This window comes from Bradyrhizobium frederickii (assembly GCF_004570865.1).
Lineage (GTDB): Bacteria > Pseudomonadota > Alphaproteobacteria > Rhizobiales > Xanthobacteraceae > Bradyrhizobium > Bradyrhizobium frederickii.
Map to the genome: position 1 here is coordinate 79,990 of NZ_SPQS01000021.1, position 14,560 is coordinate 94,549.

Here is a 14,560-nt window from a genome sequence, read left to right on the forward strand (position 1 = left end):
CCCTCAAGCAATCCCATGGGTGCGCGACCGCGCCAGCAAGAGAGCCGCGCTTCGTCCGGAACCGGATCGGCGCCGATGGGGTTGGCAGCGAACGTAGGAAGAACGGAGGCGGATTTCCAGAGGGAGTTGCGAATCGTCAACGGAATGTTGGCGCTCTGGCGGCATCTGGCAGCAGCAGAACGTGGAACTGCATGGACGCGCATGCCCCAGAAGCAGGCCAAACAAAAAGGCCGGCACGAGGCCGGCCTTTCGTAACGGGAGAGTTGGGAGACGAAGCTCAGTACTTCGCAACCACCGGGCCGCCGAAGGTGTAGTTGAGGCGGACGGTGCCCATATCGACGTCCTGCTTGATCCGGTCGATGCGGTCGTTGACGCCGAGAATCGTGAAGGAGTTGTTGCGCTTGCCCATGAACAGATGGTCGTACTCGATCGCCACGGACCAGTTCGGCGCGAAACCAAATTCGAGGCCGGTGCCGACCGCACCACCCCAGCGCGTCTCGCTTGCGCTATCGAGGACGACGCCGCCCACCAGACCGGTGTATTTGGCGTGCGTGACGGCCGCGCCACCCTTCACATACCAGAGCACGTTGTTCCAGGCATAGCCGACCTGGCCGGTGAAGAGGCCAAGTGCGTCGATCTTGGTCTCGTTGACCAGCGGCGCAAACGTCAGGCTGGTATTTGAGCCTTTCAGATTGGCCCAGTCGCCCTGGGCTTCGAGACCGAAGACCCAGTTGGCCGACTGCCAGCGGTAACCGAGCTGGCCACCGACGACGCCGCCGGTCGCATTGTGACAGCCTTCAGCCGTGTCCGGACCGGGCACGCCAAAGATATTGTTGACGTCCCAGCAGTTGCGGCTCGATGCGCCACCGCCGTTAATGCCGACGTAGAAACCGCTCCAATTGTACATCGCGATCGGCGCGACCGGAGCCTTGGTGTAGGGACGGGCCGCCAAATCGGCCGCCGAGGCCGGTGCCAACGCGCTGATTGCGAACAAACTGGCCGAAGCCAGCAAAAGCTTCCTCATATCCATTCCCCAGTACCCGTCTCTCTTTCTTGCCTTCCGGAATCGGAAGAGCAGCGGACCCTGTGATCTTTACACCATTTAAGCCAAAGGTTGTGTCACCTGGGGGCCACATCTCTTGAAAAACACCAGCTGGCGATGTGGGTGGACGCGAGACAACAAAAAGGCCGGCGCAAGGCCGGCCTTTCGTAACGCGAGGAGCGTTGCAGCGAAGCTTAGTACTTGGCGACGACCGGGCCGCCGAAGTGATAGTTCACGCCGACCTGCACGGTGTGGAAGTTGATCGTGCCGGAGGCCAGCGGAGCACCGAGGTTCGAGAAGTAGGTCTCGCTGCCGAGGCTGCGATAGAGGTACTCGCCCTTGACCGACCACTGCGGAGCGAAGAACGCCTCGACGCCGGCACCGACGGTCCAGCCGGAGTGCCACTTGCTGTCCGACACGGACGCGCCCAGTGCGGAGACGGTGACCTTGTTGTCGATCCAGGCGTAACCACCGGTGCCGTAGAGCAGGATGTTGTTGACGGCCCAGCCGATGCGACCGCGCACGGTGCCGAGTGCGTCGGTCTTGGACGCCACGGTGACCCCGAGCGCCGTCGCCGAAGCGTTCACGTCAGCCCAGGCGCCATCGGCCTCGATGCCGAACACGACGTTGCCGGTCTGCCAGTTGTAGCCGGCGGTGCCGCCGACGAAACCACCCTGCATCTTCGGGTCGCTCGAAGAGGCTTCCCAGGCGCCGCCGCCGACGATACCGAGATAGAAACCGGTCCAGTTGTAGACGGAAGCCAGCGGAGCGACCGGCGCCTTGGTGTAGGGACGAGCCGCGAGATCAGCGGCCGAAGCGGGGGCCGCCAGAGCGAACAAACAGGCCGAAGCCAACAAAGCCTTTTTCATTTTCAACTTAATCCCAGTCCCAGTTTCTGTTGTTGCCTTCCTTGACGGAAGGGCATCGGACTCAAACGGCCCAACTGAGGCGGTGCTTACACCACTGAAGCCGCAAGTTGTGTCTCCGAAAAGCCACAGCGGTCGAAAAGGTGATGGTTACTGACTCATTGCGTCGATGATCCTGCCGCCAAACGACAAAGGCCGGCGCGAGGCCGGCCTTCAATCATCGAACAATATCAGATGGGTATCAGTATTTTGCGATCAGCGGTCCGCCCCAGCGGTAGTTCACCCGGATCAAGCCGATATCGACGTCCTGGCTGATACGCTCGGAGCGTGTAACAGCGCCAAGCGGGGCCGCCGGAAGGTTGCCGGAGCCGGTGAAAGTCATGGTGCGGTTGCCGAGGAAGATGTGGTCGTACTCGAAGCCCACCGTCCAGTTCGGCGCAAATCCAAACTCGATTCCTGCGCCCACGGTGCCGCCCCAGCGAGTCTCGTTGGCCCGGCCGAACTCGAGGCCCGCGACGAGATCATAGCTCCGGCAGCGGTCGCTGACGACGGCGCCGCCGCCTTTCACGTAGAGCAGCACGCTATTCCAGGCGTAGGTTCCCTTCGGCGGAACATTCTTGGGCGCCGGCGCGCTGAGTTGGCGCGATCTTGTTTCGGCGCACCGCCAGGAAGAACAAATCTGGAACGTCGCGGCGGTCGATGCTATATGTGGGGATAACCCAGGGGGGGATGGGCTGAGCGGCGCCCGCAAGCGTATAGGGTCGCCCCAACAGGGCGCAGAGGAACGCGGGCAGCGCGCTCGGCCTTTGAAATCAGTGGCATTCGGAGTGGAGAGCGGCGATGGCGGGAAGCGTCAACAAGGTCATTCTGGTTGGAAATCTCGGCAAGGATCCTGAAATCCGCCGCACCCAGGACGGGCGGCCGATTGCGAATTTGAGCATCGCGACCTCGGAAACCTGGCGCGACAAGAACTCCGGCGAGCGCAAGGAGAAGACCGAGTGGCATCGCGTCGTGATCTTCAACGAAGGGCTCTGCAAGGTCGCCGAGCAATATTTGAAGAAAGGCGCGAAGGTTTACATCGAGGGGGCGCTCCAGACCCGCAAATGGACCGACCAGAGCGGCGTCGAGAAATACTCCACCGAGGTTGTGCTCCAGGGCTTCAACTCGACCCTGACGATGCTCGACGGCCGCGGTGGCGGCGGCGGAAGCGGCAGCTTCGGTGACGAGGCGGGCGGCGATTTCGGCTCCTCCGGCCCGGTCAGCAGCGCGCCGCGCCGTCCCGTTGCCGCCGGCGGCGGCCGCAACAGCGACATGGACGACGATATCCCGTTCTGAGCGGCGCGGACGAGGGGGGCGCTGGCCGGGCTCGGCGGCGCCTTCGATGCCGGGTCAGCAAATCTCACTAGTTGACAGAAAGGGCTCGGGATTTCCGGGCCCGCTTCATGCGGGTTGAACTCGGCTTGAGGCCAGGCAAGCGGACCGGTGGGGCGCTCTCGCCGCGTGACGGACCCCCGTGGCCGGGTCGATTTTGGAAGACCTGTTCCAGGTTGATTCCAGGTGCTCCTTGCAACGCCGTAAGTCATTGGAAAAATAAGCGGAAAAAGCGCTTTCCGAGCCCCCGCCAAGGGTGGTTATCAGGGGCACGATGCGCTATATGATTCCCAGACAAAAACTCACCGGATTCCCCCTTGGCTGACGACGACAACAAGCCCGGCGACCAGCCGGCGCAACCCTCGGACATTCGCCCCGTCTCCATCTTCGAGGAGATGAAGAAGTCCTATCTCGACTACGCCATGAGCGTGATCGTGGCGCGGGCGCTGCCCGATGCCCGCGACGGTCTGAAGCCGGTGCACCGCCGCATCCTGTTCTCGATGAACGAGCAGGGGCACACGCCCGACAAGAAGTACGTCAAGTCCGCCCGCGTGGTCGGTGACGTCATCGGTAAGTATCATCCACACGGCGATCAGTCGATCTACGACGCCATGGTCCGGATGGCGCAGGACTTCTCGATGCGCGTGCCGCTGATCGACGGCCAGGGCAATTTCGGCTCGGTCGACGGCGATCCCCCGGCTGCCTATCGTTACACCGAAGCGCGCCTGACGAAGGCGGCCTTGGCCCTATTGGCCGACATCGACAAGGACACCGTCGACTTCCAGCCCAACTACGACAACAACGAGACCGAACCGTCGGTCTTGCCGGCCAAGTTCCCGAACCTTCTCGTCAACGGTGCGGGCGGCATCGCGGTCGGCATGGCCACCAACATCCCGCCGCACAATCTCGGCGAGGTCATCGACGCCTGCGTCGCGCTGATCGACAACCCCGCGCTCACCATCGACGAGCTCATCAACATCGTGCCGGGACCGGATTTCCCGACCGGCGGCGTCATTCTCGGACGGCAGGGCATCCGCTCTGCCTATCACCTCGGCCGCGGCTCGATCGTGATGCGCGGCAAGGTCGCGATCGAGACCATCCGCAAGGAGCGCGAGGCGATCATCATCACCGAGATTCCCTACCAGGTGAACAAGGCGACGATGGTCGAGCGCATCGCCGAGCTGGTCAAGGAAAAGAAGATCGAGGGCATCGGCGACCTGCGCGATGAATCGGACCGCGAAGGCTACCGCGTCGTCATCGAGTTGAAGCGTGACGCCGTGCCGGATGTGGTGCTGAACCAGCTCTACAGATTCACGCCGCTGCAGACCAGCTTCGGCGTCAACATGGTGGCGCTCGACAGCGGCCGTCCGCGGATCATGCATCTGAAGGACCTGCTGACCATCTTCGTCGACTTCCGCGAGCGGGTCGTCACGCGGCGCACCAAGTACCTGCTGGCCAAGGCGCGTGACCGCGCCCATATCCTCGTTGGTCTCGCGATCGCGGTCGCCAATATCGACGAGATGATCCGCGTGATCCGGACCTCGCCCGACCCGACCGCTGCGCGCGACACCCTGATGTCGCGCGATTGGCCGGCCCGGGACGTCGAGGACATGCTGACGCTGATCGACGATCCGCGCCACCGCATCAGCGCGGATGGCACGATCCGGCTGTCGATGGAACAGGCGAGGGCCATTCTCGACCTGCGCCTGCAGCGCCTCACCGCACTCGGCCGTGACGAAATCCGCGAGGAGCTCGACAAGCTCGCGGGCGAGATCGCCGACTATCTCGACATCCTGCGCTCGCGCGAACGCGTGCTCGGCATCATCAAGACCGAGCTCGCCGAAGTGAAGGCCGAGTTCGCCACGCCGCGCCGCACCGTCATCATCGAGCAGGAGGGCGAGGTCGAGGATGAGGACCTGATCCAGCGCGAGGATATGGTCGTCACCGTCTCGCACGCCGGTTACGTCAAGCGCGTGCCGCTGTCGGCCTACCGCGCCCAGCGCCGCGGCGGCAAGGGCCGCTCCGGCATGCAGACCCGCGACGAGGATTTCGTCAGCCGCCTGTTCGTGGCGTCCACGCACACGCCGGTGCTGTTCTTCTCCTCGCGCGGCCAGGTCTACAAGGAGAAGGTCTGGCGTCTGCCGGTGGCGGCGCCGAACGGGCGCGGCAAGGCGCTGATCAACATCCTGCCGCTGGAGCAGGGTGAGCGCATCACCACCATCATGCCGCTGCCGGAGGATGAATCGACCTGGGGCAACCTCGACGTGATGTTCGCCACGACGGGCGGCAACGTCCGGCGCAACAAGCTGTCGGACTTCGTTGACGTCCGCCGCTCCGGCATCATCGCGATGAAGCTCGACGACAGCGAGGCGATCGTCGACGTGCAGATCTGCACCGAGCGCGACGACGTGCTGCTGACCGCCGCCGGCGGCCAGTGCATCCGCTTCCCCGTCACCGACGTGCGCGTGTTCACCGGACGCACCTCGATGGGCGTGCGCGGCATCGCGCTCGCCGATTCGGACAAGGTGATTTCGCTGGCGATCCTGCGCCACGTCGAGACCACCTCGGACGAGCGCTCGGCCTATTTGAAGATGCGCCGCGCGGTCGCCGGCGAAGCCGGGGCTGAAGAGGCCGCCGTGGACGCCGAGGCTGAGGAGACGTCCGGCAGCTTTCAGCTCGCCCAGGAACGTTACGCCGAGATGTCGGCCCAGGAGCAGGTCGTGCTCACCGTGTCGGTCAACGGCTACGGCAAGCGGACCTCGTCCTACGAATACCGCACCACGGGACGCGGCGGCAAAGGCATCGTCGCCATGAGTGTCAACAACCGCAACGGTAACCTGGTCGCCTCGTTCCCGGTCGAGGACGCCGATCAGATCATGCTGGTCACCGACAAGGGCCAGCTGATCCGCTGCCCGGTCGAGGGCATCCGCATCGCCGGCCGCTCGACGCAAGGCGTCATCGTGTTCGACACCGCGGAGGACGAGCACGTGGTGTCCGTCGAGCACATCACGGAAGAGGCCGAGAGCGGCAATGGGACGAATGGGGAATAGGGAGTAGCGACCAGGACTTACTGCCCCATTCGCTATTCGTCGCTCATCATTCGCGAACCTTACAGACCCGACTACGGGGTCCGATTGGCGGTCACGAGGCGCGCCTCGCGGACATTCGTCTTGGTGCCGGCCTTGCGCAGGCACGAGGCCTCGAAATTGGGCCAGGCCTGCTGCGAGCAGTCCTTGCCGACGGCGCGGATATCGAGCCGGTCGCTCTTAGCCAGCGGCTGCGGCACGCTGGCTTCGACCGCCGGAGCAATGCCGGGCAGGAGCGTGAGGGCTGCGGCGACACACGCAGAGAGTGCGATCGCTGAAAGAGCCTTGATCATTGACAGTCCCCTGTGATGTGGCCGCCTACGCCCAGTGTGCGGCCCGTCATTCGTTGGCCGGATTAGTAACCATGGCCAGTTTCCGGACGTCTTCGCCGGCGCGGGAAATGGTTTCGTGTCCACCCCCATTTGTTTCGTGACCGCGCTCAGGACGAAACAAACCGGCCATTCCCGACACGGCGGCGGGATATTGCCGGAAACGGCCGGGAACCGGCCCGGCTTGCCGGGCCGGGCCGGGCGCGGTAGGAGGGGGCTATGCCGCGTATCGCCTTCTATCCCGGTTCCTTCGACCCCATCACCAACGGCCATCTGGACGTGGTCCGGCACAGCGTGTCGCTGTGCGACAAGCTCGTGGTCGCGATCGGGGTCCATCCCGGCAAGAAGCCGCTGTTCTCGACCGAGGAGCGGCTGAAGATGCTCCATGACGTCTGCGGGCCGGTGGCGGCCAAGGCCGGCTGCGTGCTCGAAGCCGTGACGTTCGACGATCTGTCGGTGACGTCGGCGCGCAAGCACGGCGCGACCATCATGATTCGGGGCCTGCGGGACGGCAGCGACCTCGACTACGAGATGCAGCTCGCCGGCATGAACGAGGCGATGGCGCCGGAGGTGCACACGGTCTTCCTGCCGGCCTCGCCGATGGTCCGCCCGATCACCGCCACTTTGGTGCGCCAGATCGCCGGCATGGGCGGGGACGTTTCGACCTTCGTCCCGCCGATCGTCGCGGCCCAGCTCAAGGCAAAATTCGCCGGATAACGGCGCGCGTCCTCTTCAATCTGATCCGGAGTTGTCATGATCCGAATTCTCGCAGTCCTTGCCGCGCTTGTGTTCGCGGTGCCGGCGGTGGCGCAGCAATTGCCGGCCAACCTCGACAAGGCCAACGCCATCGTCATCGACAGCACCAAGGGCCGCATCGTCATCAAGCTGCGTACCGATATCGCGCCTCAGCATGCCGAGCGCATCAAGCAGCTCGCGCGCGAGGGCTACTACAACAACGTGCCGTTCCACCGCGTCATGGACGGCTTCATGGCGCAGACCGGCGACGGCCAGAATTTCAACGGCACCGGCGGCTCGAAATATCCGAACCTGAAGCAGGAATTCTCCAAGGTGCATTTTGCCCGCGGCATCGTCGGCATGGCCCGGCGCGGCGACAGCGTCGACAGCGCCAACTCGCAGTTCTTCATCATGTTCGCCGACGGCGGCAGCCTCGATGGCCAGTACACCGTGATCGGCGAGGTCGTGCAGGGCATGGACGTCGTCGACAAGCTGAAGAAGGCTCCGCCCGGCTCCGCCGGCGGCGCCGTGACCGATCCCGACAAGATGGTGAAGGTGCAGGTCGCCTCCGACATCAAATAGGAGGCAGCGATGGCGCGCCGTGGCAAAAAGCTCATCGTAGCTGCTGCGGCGCTCCTGCTTGGCCTCTCCAGAGCGGCCGCCGAGGACGCGCAGGTCAACACCATCCAGGACGTCTTCCGGCATCTGCGCACCTGCTGGAAACCGCCACCGCCGAACAAGGCTCGCCCACTCGACATCACCGTCGTCGTGAGCTTTAACCGGGCCGGAAACATTCTGGGCCATCCGAGGATTACCTATGAATCCGCGGAGGCCTCCGACAATGACCGGCTGCAATACCGGATCGCGGTGATGGAGGCGTTGCAACGCTGCACGCCGGTGCCATTTACCGATGCAATGGCCGGCGCCGCCGCGGGACGTCCATTCGCGATCCAGTTCCGTAACCGCAAAACGTCACCTGACAAGACTTCACCCCCAACGCAAGAGAGACGAGCATGAGCGTCACCGAAAACACCCTGATCCTCGAGACTACGCAGGGCCCCGTCACCATCGAGATGCGCCCCGACCTCGCGCCCGGCCATGTCGCCCGCATCAAGGAACTGGTCCGTGAGGGCTTCTACGACGGCATTGTGTTCCACCGGGTGATCGAGGGCTTCATGGCGCAGACCGGCTGCCCGCAGGGCACCGGCACCGGTGGCTCCGGCAAGAAGCTGAAGGCCGAGTTCAACAAGGAGCCGCATGTGCGCGGCACCGCCTCGATGGCGCGCGCCGCCAATCCCGATTCCGGCGACAGCCAGTTCTTCATCTGCTTCGACGACGCACGCTTCCTCGACAACCAGTACACGGTGTGGGGCAAGGTCACCGAGGGCATGGAGAATGTCGACAAGATCAAGCGCGGCGAGCCGGTGCAGAACCCCGACAAGATCGTCAAGGCGCGGATGGCGGCCGACAAGGAATAAGCTCGCGACCCTCATCCTGAGGAGCGCGGAACGCGCGTCTCGAAGGATGAAGGCCCCGCTGCTGCAGTCTGGCCTTCATGGTTCGAGACGGCGCTGCGCGCCTCCTCACCATGAGGGTCTGACGGCACGGCGCTGACTCCGACATGCGCACCGATCTGTTCGATTTCGACCTGCCGCCCGAGCGCATCGCGTTGCGCCCGGCAAGCCCGCGCGACTCCGCCAAGATGCTGGTCGTGGAGAACGGCGCGCTGCGCGACCAGATCGTCGCCGACCTGCCGTCATGGCTGAAGCCGGGCGACCAGCTCGTCGTCAACGACACCAAGGTGATCGCGGCGCAGCTGAACGGCCGCCGCATCGGCCGCGAGACCGAGCCCAGAATCGAGGCGACGCTGATCAAGCGGCTCGACGGCTCGCGCTGGCAGGCGCTGGTGAAGCCCGCCAAGAAGCTCGTCGCCGGCGACCGCATCCGCTTCGGCAATGAAGGCAAGGTCTGCCTGCTCGGCCATCTCGACGCCGAGGTCGATGCCAAGGGCACCGAGGGCGAGGTCACGTTGTCGTTCTCGTTCCACGGCCCGGCGCTGGACCAGGCCATCGCCGATCTCGGCAGCCCGCCGCTGCCGCCCTACATCGCCTCCAAGCGTACGCCCGACGATCAGGACCTCGCCGACTACCAGACCATGTTCGCGGTGAACGAGGGCGCGGTCGCAGCGCCCACCGCCGGGCTGCATTTCACCCCGGCGCTGGAGCAGGCGCTGCGCGCGGGCGGCGTCGGCGTCAACCAGGTCACGCTGCATGTCGGGGCAGGGACGTTCCTGCCGGTGAAGGTCGACGACACCGAAGCCCACAAGATGCACGCCGAGTGGGGCACGATCTCGGCCGAGACGGCGGAGCGCCTCAACAGCGCCCGAAAGAATGGCGGCCGCATCATCGCCGTCGGCACCACGTCATTGCGCCTGCTCGAGAGCGCAGCGCGCGAGGATGGCACGATCCAGCCCTTCGCGGCCGAGACCGCGATCTTCATCACGCCCGGCTATCGCTTCCGCGCCGTCGATATCCTGATGACCAATTTCCACCTGCCGAAGTCGACGCTGTTCATGCTGGTGTCGGCATTCTCCGGGCTGGCGCCGATGAAGGCGGCCTATGCGCACGCCATCGCGAACAGTTACCGGTTTTATTCGTATGGGGATGCGTGTCTGCTGTTTCGGGCAGTGCCGTAGGGTGGGTTAGCCGTAAGGCGTAACCCACCACTCGATCTCCGCGGAAGCGGAAGAGGTGGATTACGCCTTCGCCTAAACCTTGCTACGCCATCACCCGCTGCGGCAGGAGTTCGGCGATCTGCACCGCGTTCAGCGCTGCGCCCTTGAGCAGCTGATCGGCCGCCACGAACATCGAGATCGAATGCCCGCTAGCGTCGCTGAGATCCTTGCGGATGCGGCCGACCAGGACGTCGTCCTGGCCCGAGGCGTCGATCGGCATCGGGAAGTAGTTCTTCACGCGATCGTCGACCACCTTCACGCCGGGCGCCTGCGCCATGATGGCGCGGACCTGGTCTTCGCTGATCGGCTTCTCGCATTCGAAGGTGATGGCCTCGCAATGGGCACGCAGCACCGGCACGCGTACGCAGGTGACGCCGACGGCGATGGTGTCGTCCTCGAAGATCTTGCGGGTCTCCTTGATGACCTTGGTCTCTTCGTCGTTGTAGCCGGTGTCGGGGTCGACGGCCGTGTTGTGGTTGAAGAGGTTGAAGGCGTAGGGATGTGGCATCACCTTCGGCGTATAGACCTGCCCGTTGAGATTGGCGCGGGTGGATTCGACCAGCTCCTCCATCGCGGCGGCGCCGGCGCCCGAGGCGGCCTGGTAGGTCGAGATGATGACGCGCTTGATGCGGTTCTTCTGGTGGATCGGCCACAATGGCACCAGCGCGGTGATCGCCGCGCAGTTGGGGTTGGCAATGATGCCCTTGTGGTCGCGGATGCGGCTGGCGTTGATCTCGGGGATCACCAGCGGCACGTTCGGGTCCATGCGGAACGCGGAGGAGTTGTCGACCACGACCGCGCCGGCCTTGACCGCGATCGGCGCATACTTCCTGGAGATGCCGCCGCCGGCGGAGAACAGGGCGATATCGACACCTTCGAAGGACCGCTCGGTCAGCTCCTCGATCACGATATCCTTGCCGCGGAACGACACCGTCTTGCCGGCCGAGCGGGCGCTGGCGAGCGCCTTGAGCTTGCCGACGCGAAAGCCGCGCTTGTCCATGGTGGCGATGAATTCGGCGCCCACCGCACCGGTGACGCCGACAATCGCGACGACGGGATCGTTACTCACTTTGTCCTCCATTGAGATTTGCGAATGAGACAACAAAAAAGCCCCGGACCATCGAGGGCGGGGCTTCGGTAGAGCTGATGCGTTCCAGTCGACGACTACGCGCGCACGCCTCCCCGGGCCCCTGAGGCCGTGGTGGTTTTGGTCGTGCGTTTGGTGGTCGTGAACATGGCGGCGACTTATGCGGGAGAGTCTTGCGGTCGTCAATGGCTTTTCGCCCCGGTCGATGCCGGGGGCGAACTCTGCCGCTATCTGGCAGCCGCTACTTTGCCCTGGCGCCCGGGGGCTCCAGGATGACCTCCTTGAGGTCGTCGCCGCTGATCACGACGATCGCGAAACTGAGCCGGCCGCGTTCGCGCACGAGGCCGCCGCTGATCGCCTTGCCCGAGGCCGCGCGCTCGGCAACGCGCACGGCATCCGCGAGGCGGTGCCTGATCGCACCGAGTGCTGCAAGGTTGTTGCGGTCGTCGTGGTCGAGCTCGGCGAGGGGCAGGGCAGCTTCCCCGCCGACGAGTTCGCCCGTCGCAGCGTTGATGGTGTGGCGCCAGATCCGGTCGTTTTGCAGGGTTTTGACCCGATACACCGCGACGCCGGAGCCGCCGTCAAAACTCACATCTGCGGTGGTGGCGCCGGCGTGGCGGGCTTCGGCGATCGCCATGGCCTGGCTGATCGAGACCGACGAGCTGCGGAAGCGCTCGATCTCGCGGCTGACGGCCTGGCGCTCTGCCTCGGCATCACCATCTGTGTCGCGGTGAAGCGCGGTCGGCGTGGCCGCGGTCACGGTCGCCTGCAACGGCGCGACGAGGAGCAGCGCGGGCAAGGCGATCGCGAGCAGTTGCAAGGTCCGTCGTCTGGCTGTCGTCATGTGCGAAACCTTCGGCCTGCGAGTGTGCCGGATGAACGTAAAGAATTCGCGGCCGGCCCTGGGCAAAGGCCGGCCGCGGAACGCCGCGGCGGGCTGTACCTGCCGTGACGATCGAATCGGTCCGGACCTCCTTGGGGCTGGCTTAAAAGCGGCCCGTACCGACGTATAACTAAACCATACCGTATCGTTCTGTTTTGGTCAATGCCGTTGCGGCGGCCCCCTTAGGGAGAGAGCGCGCGTTCACGGAATCGTCAGCGGGAGGAGCGGCGCCGCGCCGGGCCCTTTGCGGCGTCTCGGACCCGGTCGGCGGGACCCAGCGCGCCAGCAAGGAACAGCTTGATCGCGATACGCATGCGCTTCTCGGCCGATTTCGGCTCGAGGACCGTTCCGAAGGTCGCCATGCGGTGGGTGTGTCCGACGACCACGTCGAGAAACACCTCGGCCGCAATGGTGGTGTCCTCGACGTCGAGCGCGCCTTGCGCAACCAGATGGTCGAAGAAGCGCGCAGTGGTGGCAACGGCCTTGAGCCAGCCTTCCTCCTTGCCGAGCTTGGCGACGTCGGGGAAGTTGATGGCCTGAGACGTCATCATGCGGCTGAAGGCGACGGCGTCGGGACCGCAGGTGAACGAGAGCATCTCGCGCCCAATCTCGACCAGCCGCTGCTCGACCGAGATGTCGGCGGCACTGCTCAGCTGGGTCTCTGCCGCGGCCGACAGCGGCGCAAGCCAGCGCGCAATCTCGCGCCTCAGCACGGCGGCAAACAGGCCGCGCTTGTCGCCGTAGCGGGAATAGACGGTGGGCTTGCTCACCCGGGCCGCTTCCGCGACCGCGTCGAGCGAGGTCGCGTCGAAACCGCGATCCAGGAACAGGCGGGTGGCGACCTCGATCAGCCGCTGGTCGCGCTCGATGGCGGCGGTCTTCGTCGGCCGGCCGCCGCGGGATTTCGGCACCTCGCGCCGCGGCGCTGCCGGTCTGGTCCTGGTCGCAGTCAATCCCATGCCCAATGATTCCTGCGCGTTTCTGACGTTCGTCATTCGCTCTATATCGCGCAGGAGCCGGGGCGTCATCGCGAATCTGGCCGAATTGGCCGTATCGTCAACGGTTTCAGCGGTTCCGTCATCGATTCTCACGGCAGCGTCGAGCTCCAGGCCTGGCCGGACGCGGCCTTGTCATATCCGTATTGATAGAGCGCCCGCATATAGGCGGTGTCGAACCCTTCCGACGGCGGCGCCGGGTAGTCGCGCGCGATGTAGGAGAGATGAAAGCCGAGACGGTTGCGCCTCGCGAAATCATAGGTCGAGAAGATGATCGAGCGCGTCTGCGACTGGGTGATCGCCGACAGGCTGCGCGAGGCGACGTCGATGGTGCCGTTGGAGACGAGCTCGAAATTGCGTTCGATCTTCTTGTTGACGAGGATGTAGATGTCGAATTTCGCACTGCTCGGCAGTCGGCTGCCCTGGAACAGCAGGGCTTCCGGCAGCGTCAGCACCGGCGCGGTCACGCCGCCGTCGACATGCATCTCCTGAAACTTGCGGCCCTGGCCCTCGGCGTCGATCATGATCGGCGGAAACACCAGGGGAATGCTGGCGGAGGCCGCCATCACGTCGCGAAACAGCTTGAGCGCCTCGGGCGTGCCGACGGCGGCGATCTTGCCCATGTCCCAGATCGCGGTGCGTTGGGTGTCGAGATCGGTCGTCACGATCAGCAGCTTTCGCCCCTTGGCGTTTTCGCGCGCGACCTGCGCCAGAATCTCCGGCCCGACAAAGCGTGCGACCAGCTCGCGCAGCCGCGTGTTGCCGAACAGGCCGGATCCGAACAGCACGCGCATGATGCTGGGATCGTTCAGCAGGCTCTCCGCGATGCCGGAGGTGTAGACCTCCTTCAGGGTGTCGTCATATTGCGGGCCGAGGAACGCAAACGGCGCCATCAGGCCGCCGGTGCTGACGCCCGAGACCACGGAGAAGGTGGGGCGGGTTCTCGCCGCGGTCCAGCCGTTGAGCACGCCGACGCCGTAGGCGCCATCGGCGCCGCCGCCGGAGAGCGCCAGATAGGACTTCGTCGCGGTGCTGATGTCCTTGTCGAAGCTGAATTTCGTGACGGGGTCGTCGGCGTAGCGCCTGAGGCCATCGATCTCGAGCACGCGCGATGTGCTGGCTTCGTTGGCCGTGTAGGGCGTGCGGGGCAGGGAGGTGCAGGCGGCGAGCGCCAGGCTGCACGTCAGGACCAGGATGCCGGTCAGGCGGCCGGTTGCGCGCCTGATCCGGTCGTACGGGCGGCCGGAGAGGTCAGTCGAACAGGAAGGAAGCAGCATTGTCGGTGGCTGGCGATCATGCATTTGGCGCCGCCGGCACATTCGCGCCGCGGCATCTCGTCCAGCCCCTGGTAAAACTACACTGTTTCGTTTTGTTTAACAAGGCTGGCAGCGGGAATAATCGTCTCGATTATGTCCCAGTCTGAGGCACCGCC

General features: G+C 64.9%; 14 protein-coding genes and 1 pseudogene. 7 read left to right on the plus strand and 8 right to left on the minus strand.

The window, feature by feature from the left end:
- Nucleotides 1-277 precede the first annotated feature (277 nt).
- From E4K64_RS30020 to E4K64_RS30030, 3 genes and pseudogenes are all read right to left on the minus strand, one after another.
- Nucleotides 278-1,024 (minus strand): outer membrane protein, encoded by a 747-nt coding sequence (locus tag E4K64_RS30020; RefSeq protein WP_135166703.1) that lies wholly within the window; start codon nt 1,022-1,024, stop codon nt 278-280.
- A gap of 212 nt (nt 1,025-1,236) precedes the next feature.
- Complete coding sequence (locus tag E4K64_RS30025) at nt 1,237-1,911, minus strand: outer membrane protein (protein ID WP_135166704.1); 675 nt, start codon at nt 1,909-1,911, stop codon at nt 1,237-1,239.
- A gap of 238 nt (nt 1,912-2,149) precedes the next feature.
- Nucleotides 2,150-2,503, minus strand: a pseudogene (locus tag E4K64_RS30030) (outer membrane protein); the annotation flags it as partial.
- Nucleotides 2,504-2,748: 245 nt separating this feature from the next.
- On the opposite strand from E4K64_RS30030, the gene E4K64_RS30035 reads away from it, so the two are divergent.
- A complete protein-coding gene (locus tag E4K64_RS30035) occupies nt 2,749-3,243 on the plus strand; it encodes a single-stranded DNA-binding protein (RefSeq protein ID WP_135166705.1) in 495 nt (164 codons plus the stop codon).
- Between the two features lie 353 nt (nt 3,244-3,596).
- A complete protein-coding gene (gene gyrA, locus E4K64_RS30040) occupies nt 3,597-6,329 on the plus strand; it encodes a DNA gyrase subunit A (RefSeq protein ID WP_135166706.1) in 2,733 nt (910 codons plus the stop codon).
- Nucleotides 6,330-6,400: 71 nt separating this feature from the next.
- Here gyrA and E4K64_RS30045 read toward each other — a convergent pair whose 3' ends face one another.
- Entirely contained in the window at nt 6,401-6,658 is a 258-nt protein-coding gene (locus E4K64_RS30045; protein WP_135166707.1) for a hypothetical protein, read from the minus strand.
- A 255-nt stretch (nt 6,659-6,913) separates the two neighbouring features.
- Here E4K64_RS30045 and coaD point away from each other — a divergent pair, with 255 nt between their 5' ends.
- The 5 genes from coaD (at nt 6,914) to queA (ending at nt 10,124) form a co-directional block, all read left to right on the plus strand.
- Nucleotides 6,914-7,411 carry a pantetheine-phosphate adenylyltransferase gene (gene coaD / locus E4K64_RS30050; protein WP_126257531.1) on the plus strand — a complete coding sequence of 166 codons (498 nt, stop codon included), beginning with the start codon at nt 6,914-6,916 and terminating at the stop codon, nt 7,409-7,411.
- Between the two features lie 36 nt (nt 7,412-7,447).
- Nucleotides 7,448-8,011 (plus strand): peptidylprolyl isomerase, encoded by a 564-nt coding sequence (locus E4K64_RS30055; protein ID WP_135166708.1) that lies wholly within the window; start codon nt 7,448-7,450, stop codon nt 8,009-8,011.
- Between the two features lie 9 nt (nt 8,012-8,020).
- Nucleotides 8,021-8,446, plus strand: coding sequence for a hypothetical protein (locus E4K64_RS30060; RefSeq protein ID WP_135166709.1), 426 nt, complete (start codon nt 8,021-8,023; stop codon nt 8,444-8,446).
- A complete protein-coding gene (locus E4K64_RS30065) occupies nt 8,443-8,907 on the plus strand; it encodes a peptidylprolyl isomerase (RefSeq protein ID WP_126257534.1) in 465 nt (154 codons plus the stop codon). The genes E4K64_RS30060 and E4K64_RS30065 overlap by 4 nt, the downstream gene beginning before the upstream one ends.
- Before the next feature lie 143 nt (nt 8,908-9,050).
- Nucleotides 9,051-10,124, plus strand: coding sequence for a tRNA preQ1(34) S-adenosylmethionine ribosyltransferase-isomerase QueA (gene queA / locus E4K64_RS30070; RefSeq protein ID WP_135166710.1), 1,074 nt, complete (start codon nt 9,051-9,053; stop codon nt 10,122-10,124).
- Between the two features lie 82 nt (nt 10,125-10,206).
- Here the strand turns inward: queA and E4K64_RS30075 are convergent, their stop codons facing one another.
- The 4 genes from E4K64_RS30075 to E4K64_RS30090 form a co-directional block, all read right to left on the minus strand.
- Nucleotides 10,207-11,244, minus strand: coding sequence for an aspartate-semialdehyde dehydrogenase (locus E4K64_RS30075; RefSeq protein ID WP_135166711.1), 1,038 nt, complete (start codon nt 11,242-11,244; stop codon nt 10,207-10,209).
- 247 nt (nt 11,245-11,491) lie between these two features.
- Entirely contained in the window at nt 11,492-12,094 is a 603-nt protein-coding gene (locus E4K64_RS30080) for a PepSY domain-containing protein (RefSeq protein WP_167772335.1), read from the minus strand.
- 251 nt (nt 12,095-12,345) lie between these two features.
- Nucleotides 12,346-13,092 (minus strand): TetR/AcrR family transcriptional regulator, encoded by a 747-nt coding sequence (locus tag E4K64_RS30085; RefSeq protein ID WP_135166713.1) that lies wholly within the window; start codon nt 13,090-13,092, stop codon nt 12,346-12,348.
- A gap of 128 nt (nt 13,093-13,220) precedes the next feature.
- A complete protein-coding gene (locus E4K64_RS30090; protein ID WP_135166714.1) occupies nt 13,221-14,429 on the minus strand; it encodes a patatin-like phospholipase family protein in 1,209 nt (402 codons plus the stop codon).
- Between the last annotated feature and the right edge of the window lie 131 nt (nt 14,430-14,560).

What these genes read in the sequence shown, in the direction of transcription:
- coaD (WP_126257531.1), top strand. Translation starts at nt 6,914, where the DNA reads ATGCCGCGTATCGCCTTCTATCCCGGTTCCTTCGACCCCATCACCAAC.
- E4K64_RS30055 (WP_135166708.1), top strand. Translation starts at nt 7,448, where the DNA reads ATGATCCGAATTCTCGCAGTCCTTGCCGCGCTTGTGTTCGCGGTGCCG.
- E4K64_RS30020 (WP_135166703.1), bottom strand. Translation starts at nt 1,024, where the DNA reads ATGAGGAAGCTTTTGCTGGCTTCGGCCAGTTTGTTCGCAATCAGCGCG.
- E4K64_RS30035 (WP_135166705.1), top strand. Translation starts at nt 2,749, where the DNA reads ATGGCGGGAAGCGTCAACAAGGTCATTCTGGTTGGAAATCTCGGCAAG.
- E4K64_RS30065 (WP_126257534.1), top strand. Translation starts at nt 8,443, where the DNA reads ATGAGCGTCACCGAAAACACCCTGATCCTCGAGACTACGCAGGGCCCC.
- E4K64_RS30075 (WP_135166711.1), bottom strand. Translation starts at nt 11,244, where the DNA reads ATGGAGGACAAAGTGAGTAACGATCCCGTCGTCGCGATTGTCGGCGTC.
- E4K64_RS30090 (WP_135166714.1), bottom strand. Translation starts at nt 14,429, where the DNA reads ATGCATGATCGCCAGCCACCGACAATGCTGCTTCCTTCCTGTTCGACT.
- E4K64_RS30085 (WP_135166713.1), bottom strand. Translation starts at nt 13,092, where the DNA reads ATGGGATTGACTGCGACCAGGACCAGACCGGCAGCGCCGCGGCGCGAG.
- queA (WP_135166710.1), top strand. Translation starts at nt 9,051, where the DNA reads ATGCGCACCGATCTGTTCGATTTCGACCTGCCGCCCGAGCGCATCGCG.
- E4K64_RS30060 (WP_135166709.1), top strand. Translation starts at nt 8,021, where the DNA reads ATGGCGCGCCGTGGCAAAAAGCTCATCGTAGCTGCTGCGGCGCTCCTG.
- E4K64_RS30025 (WP_135166704.1), bottom strand. Translation starts at nt 1,911, where the DNA reads ATGAAAAAGGCTTTGTTGGCTTCGGCCTGTTTGTTCGCTCTGGCGGCC.
- E4K64_RS30045 (WP_135166707.1), bottom strand. Translation starts at nt 6,658, where the DNA reads ATGATCAAGGCTCTTTCAGCGATCGCACTCTCTGCGTGTGTCGCCGCA.
- E4K64_RS30080 (WP_167772335.1), bottom strand. Translation starts at nt 12,094, where the DNA reads ATGACGACAGCCAGACGACGGACCTTGCAACTGCTCGCGATCGCCTTG.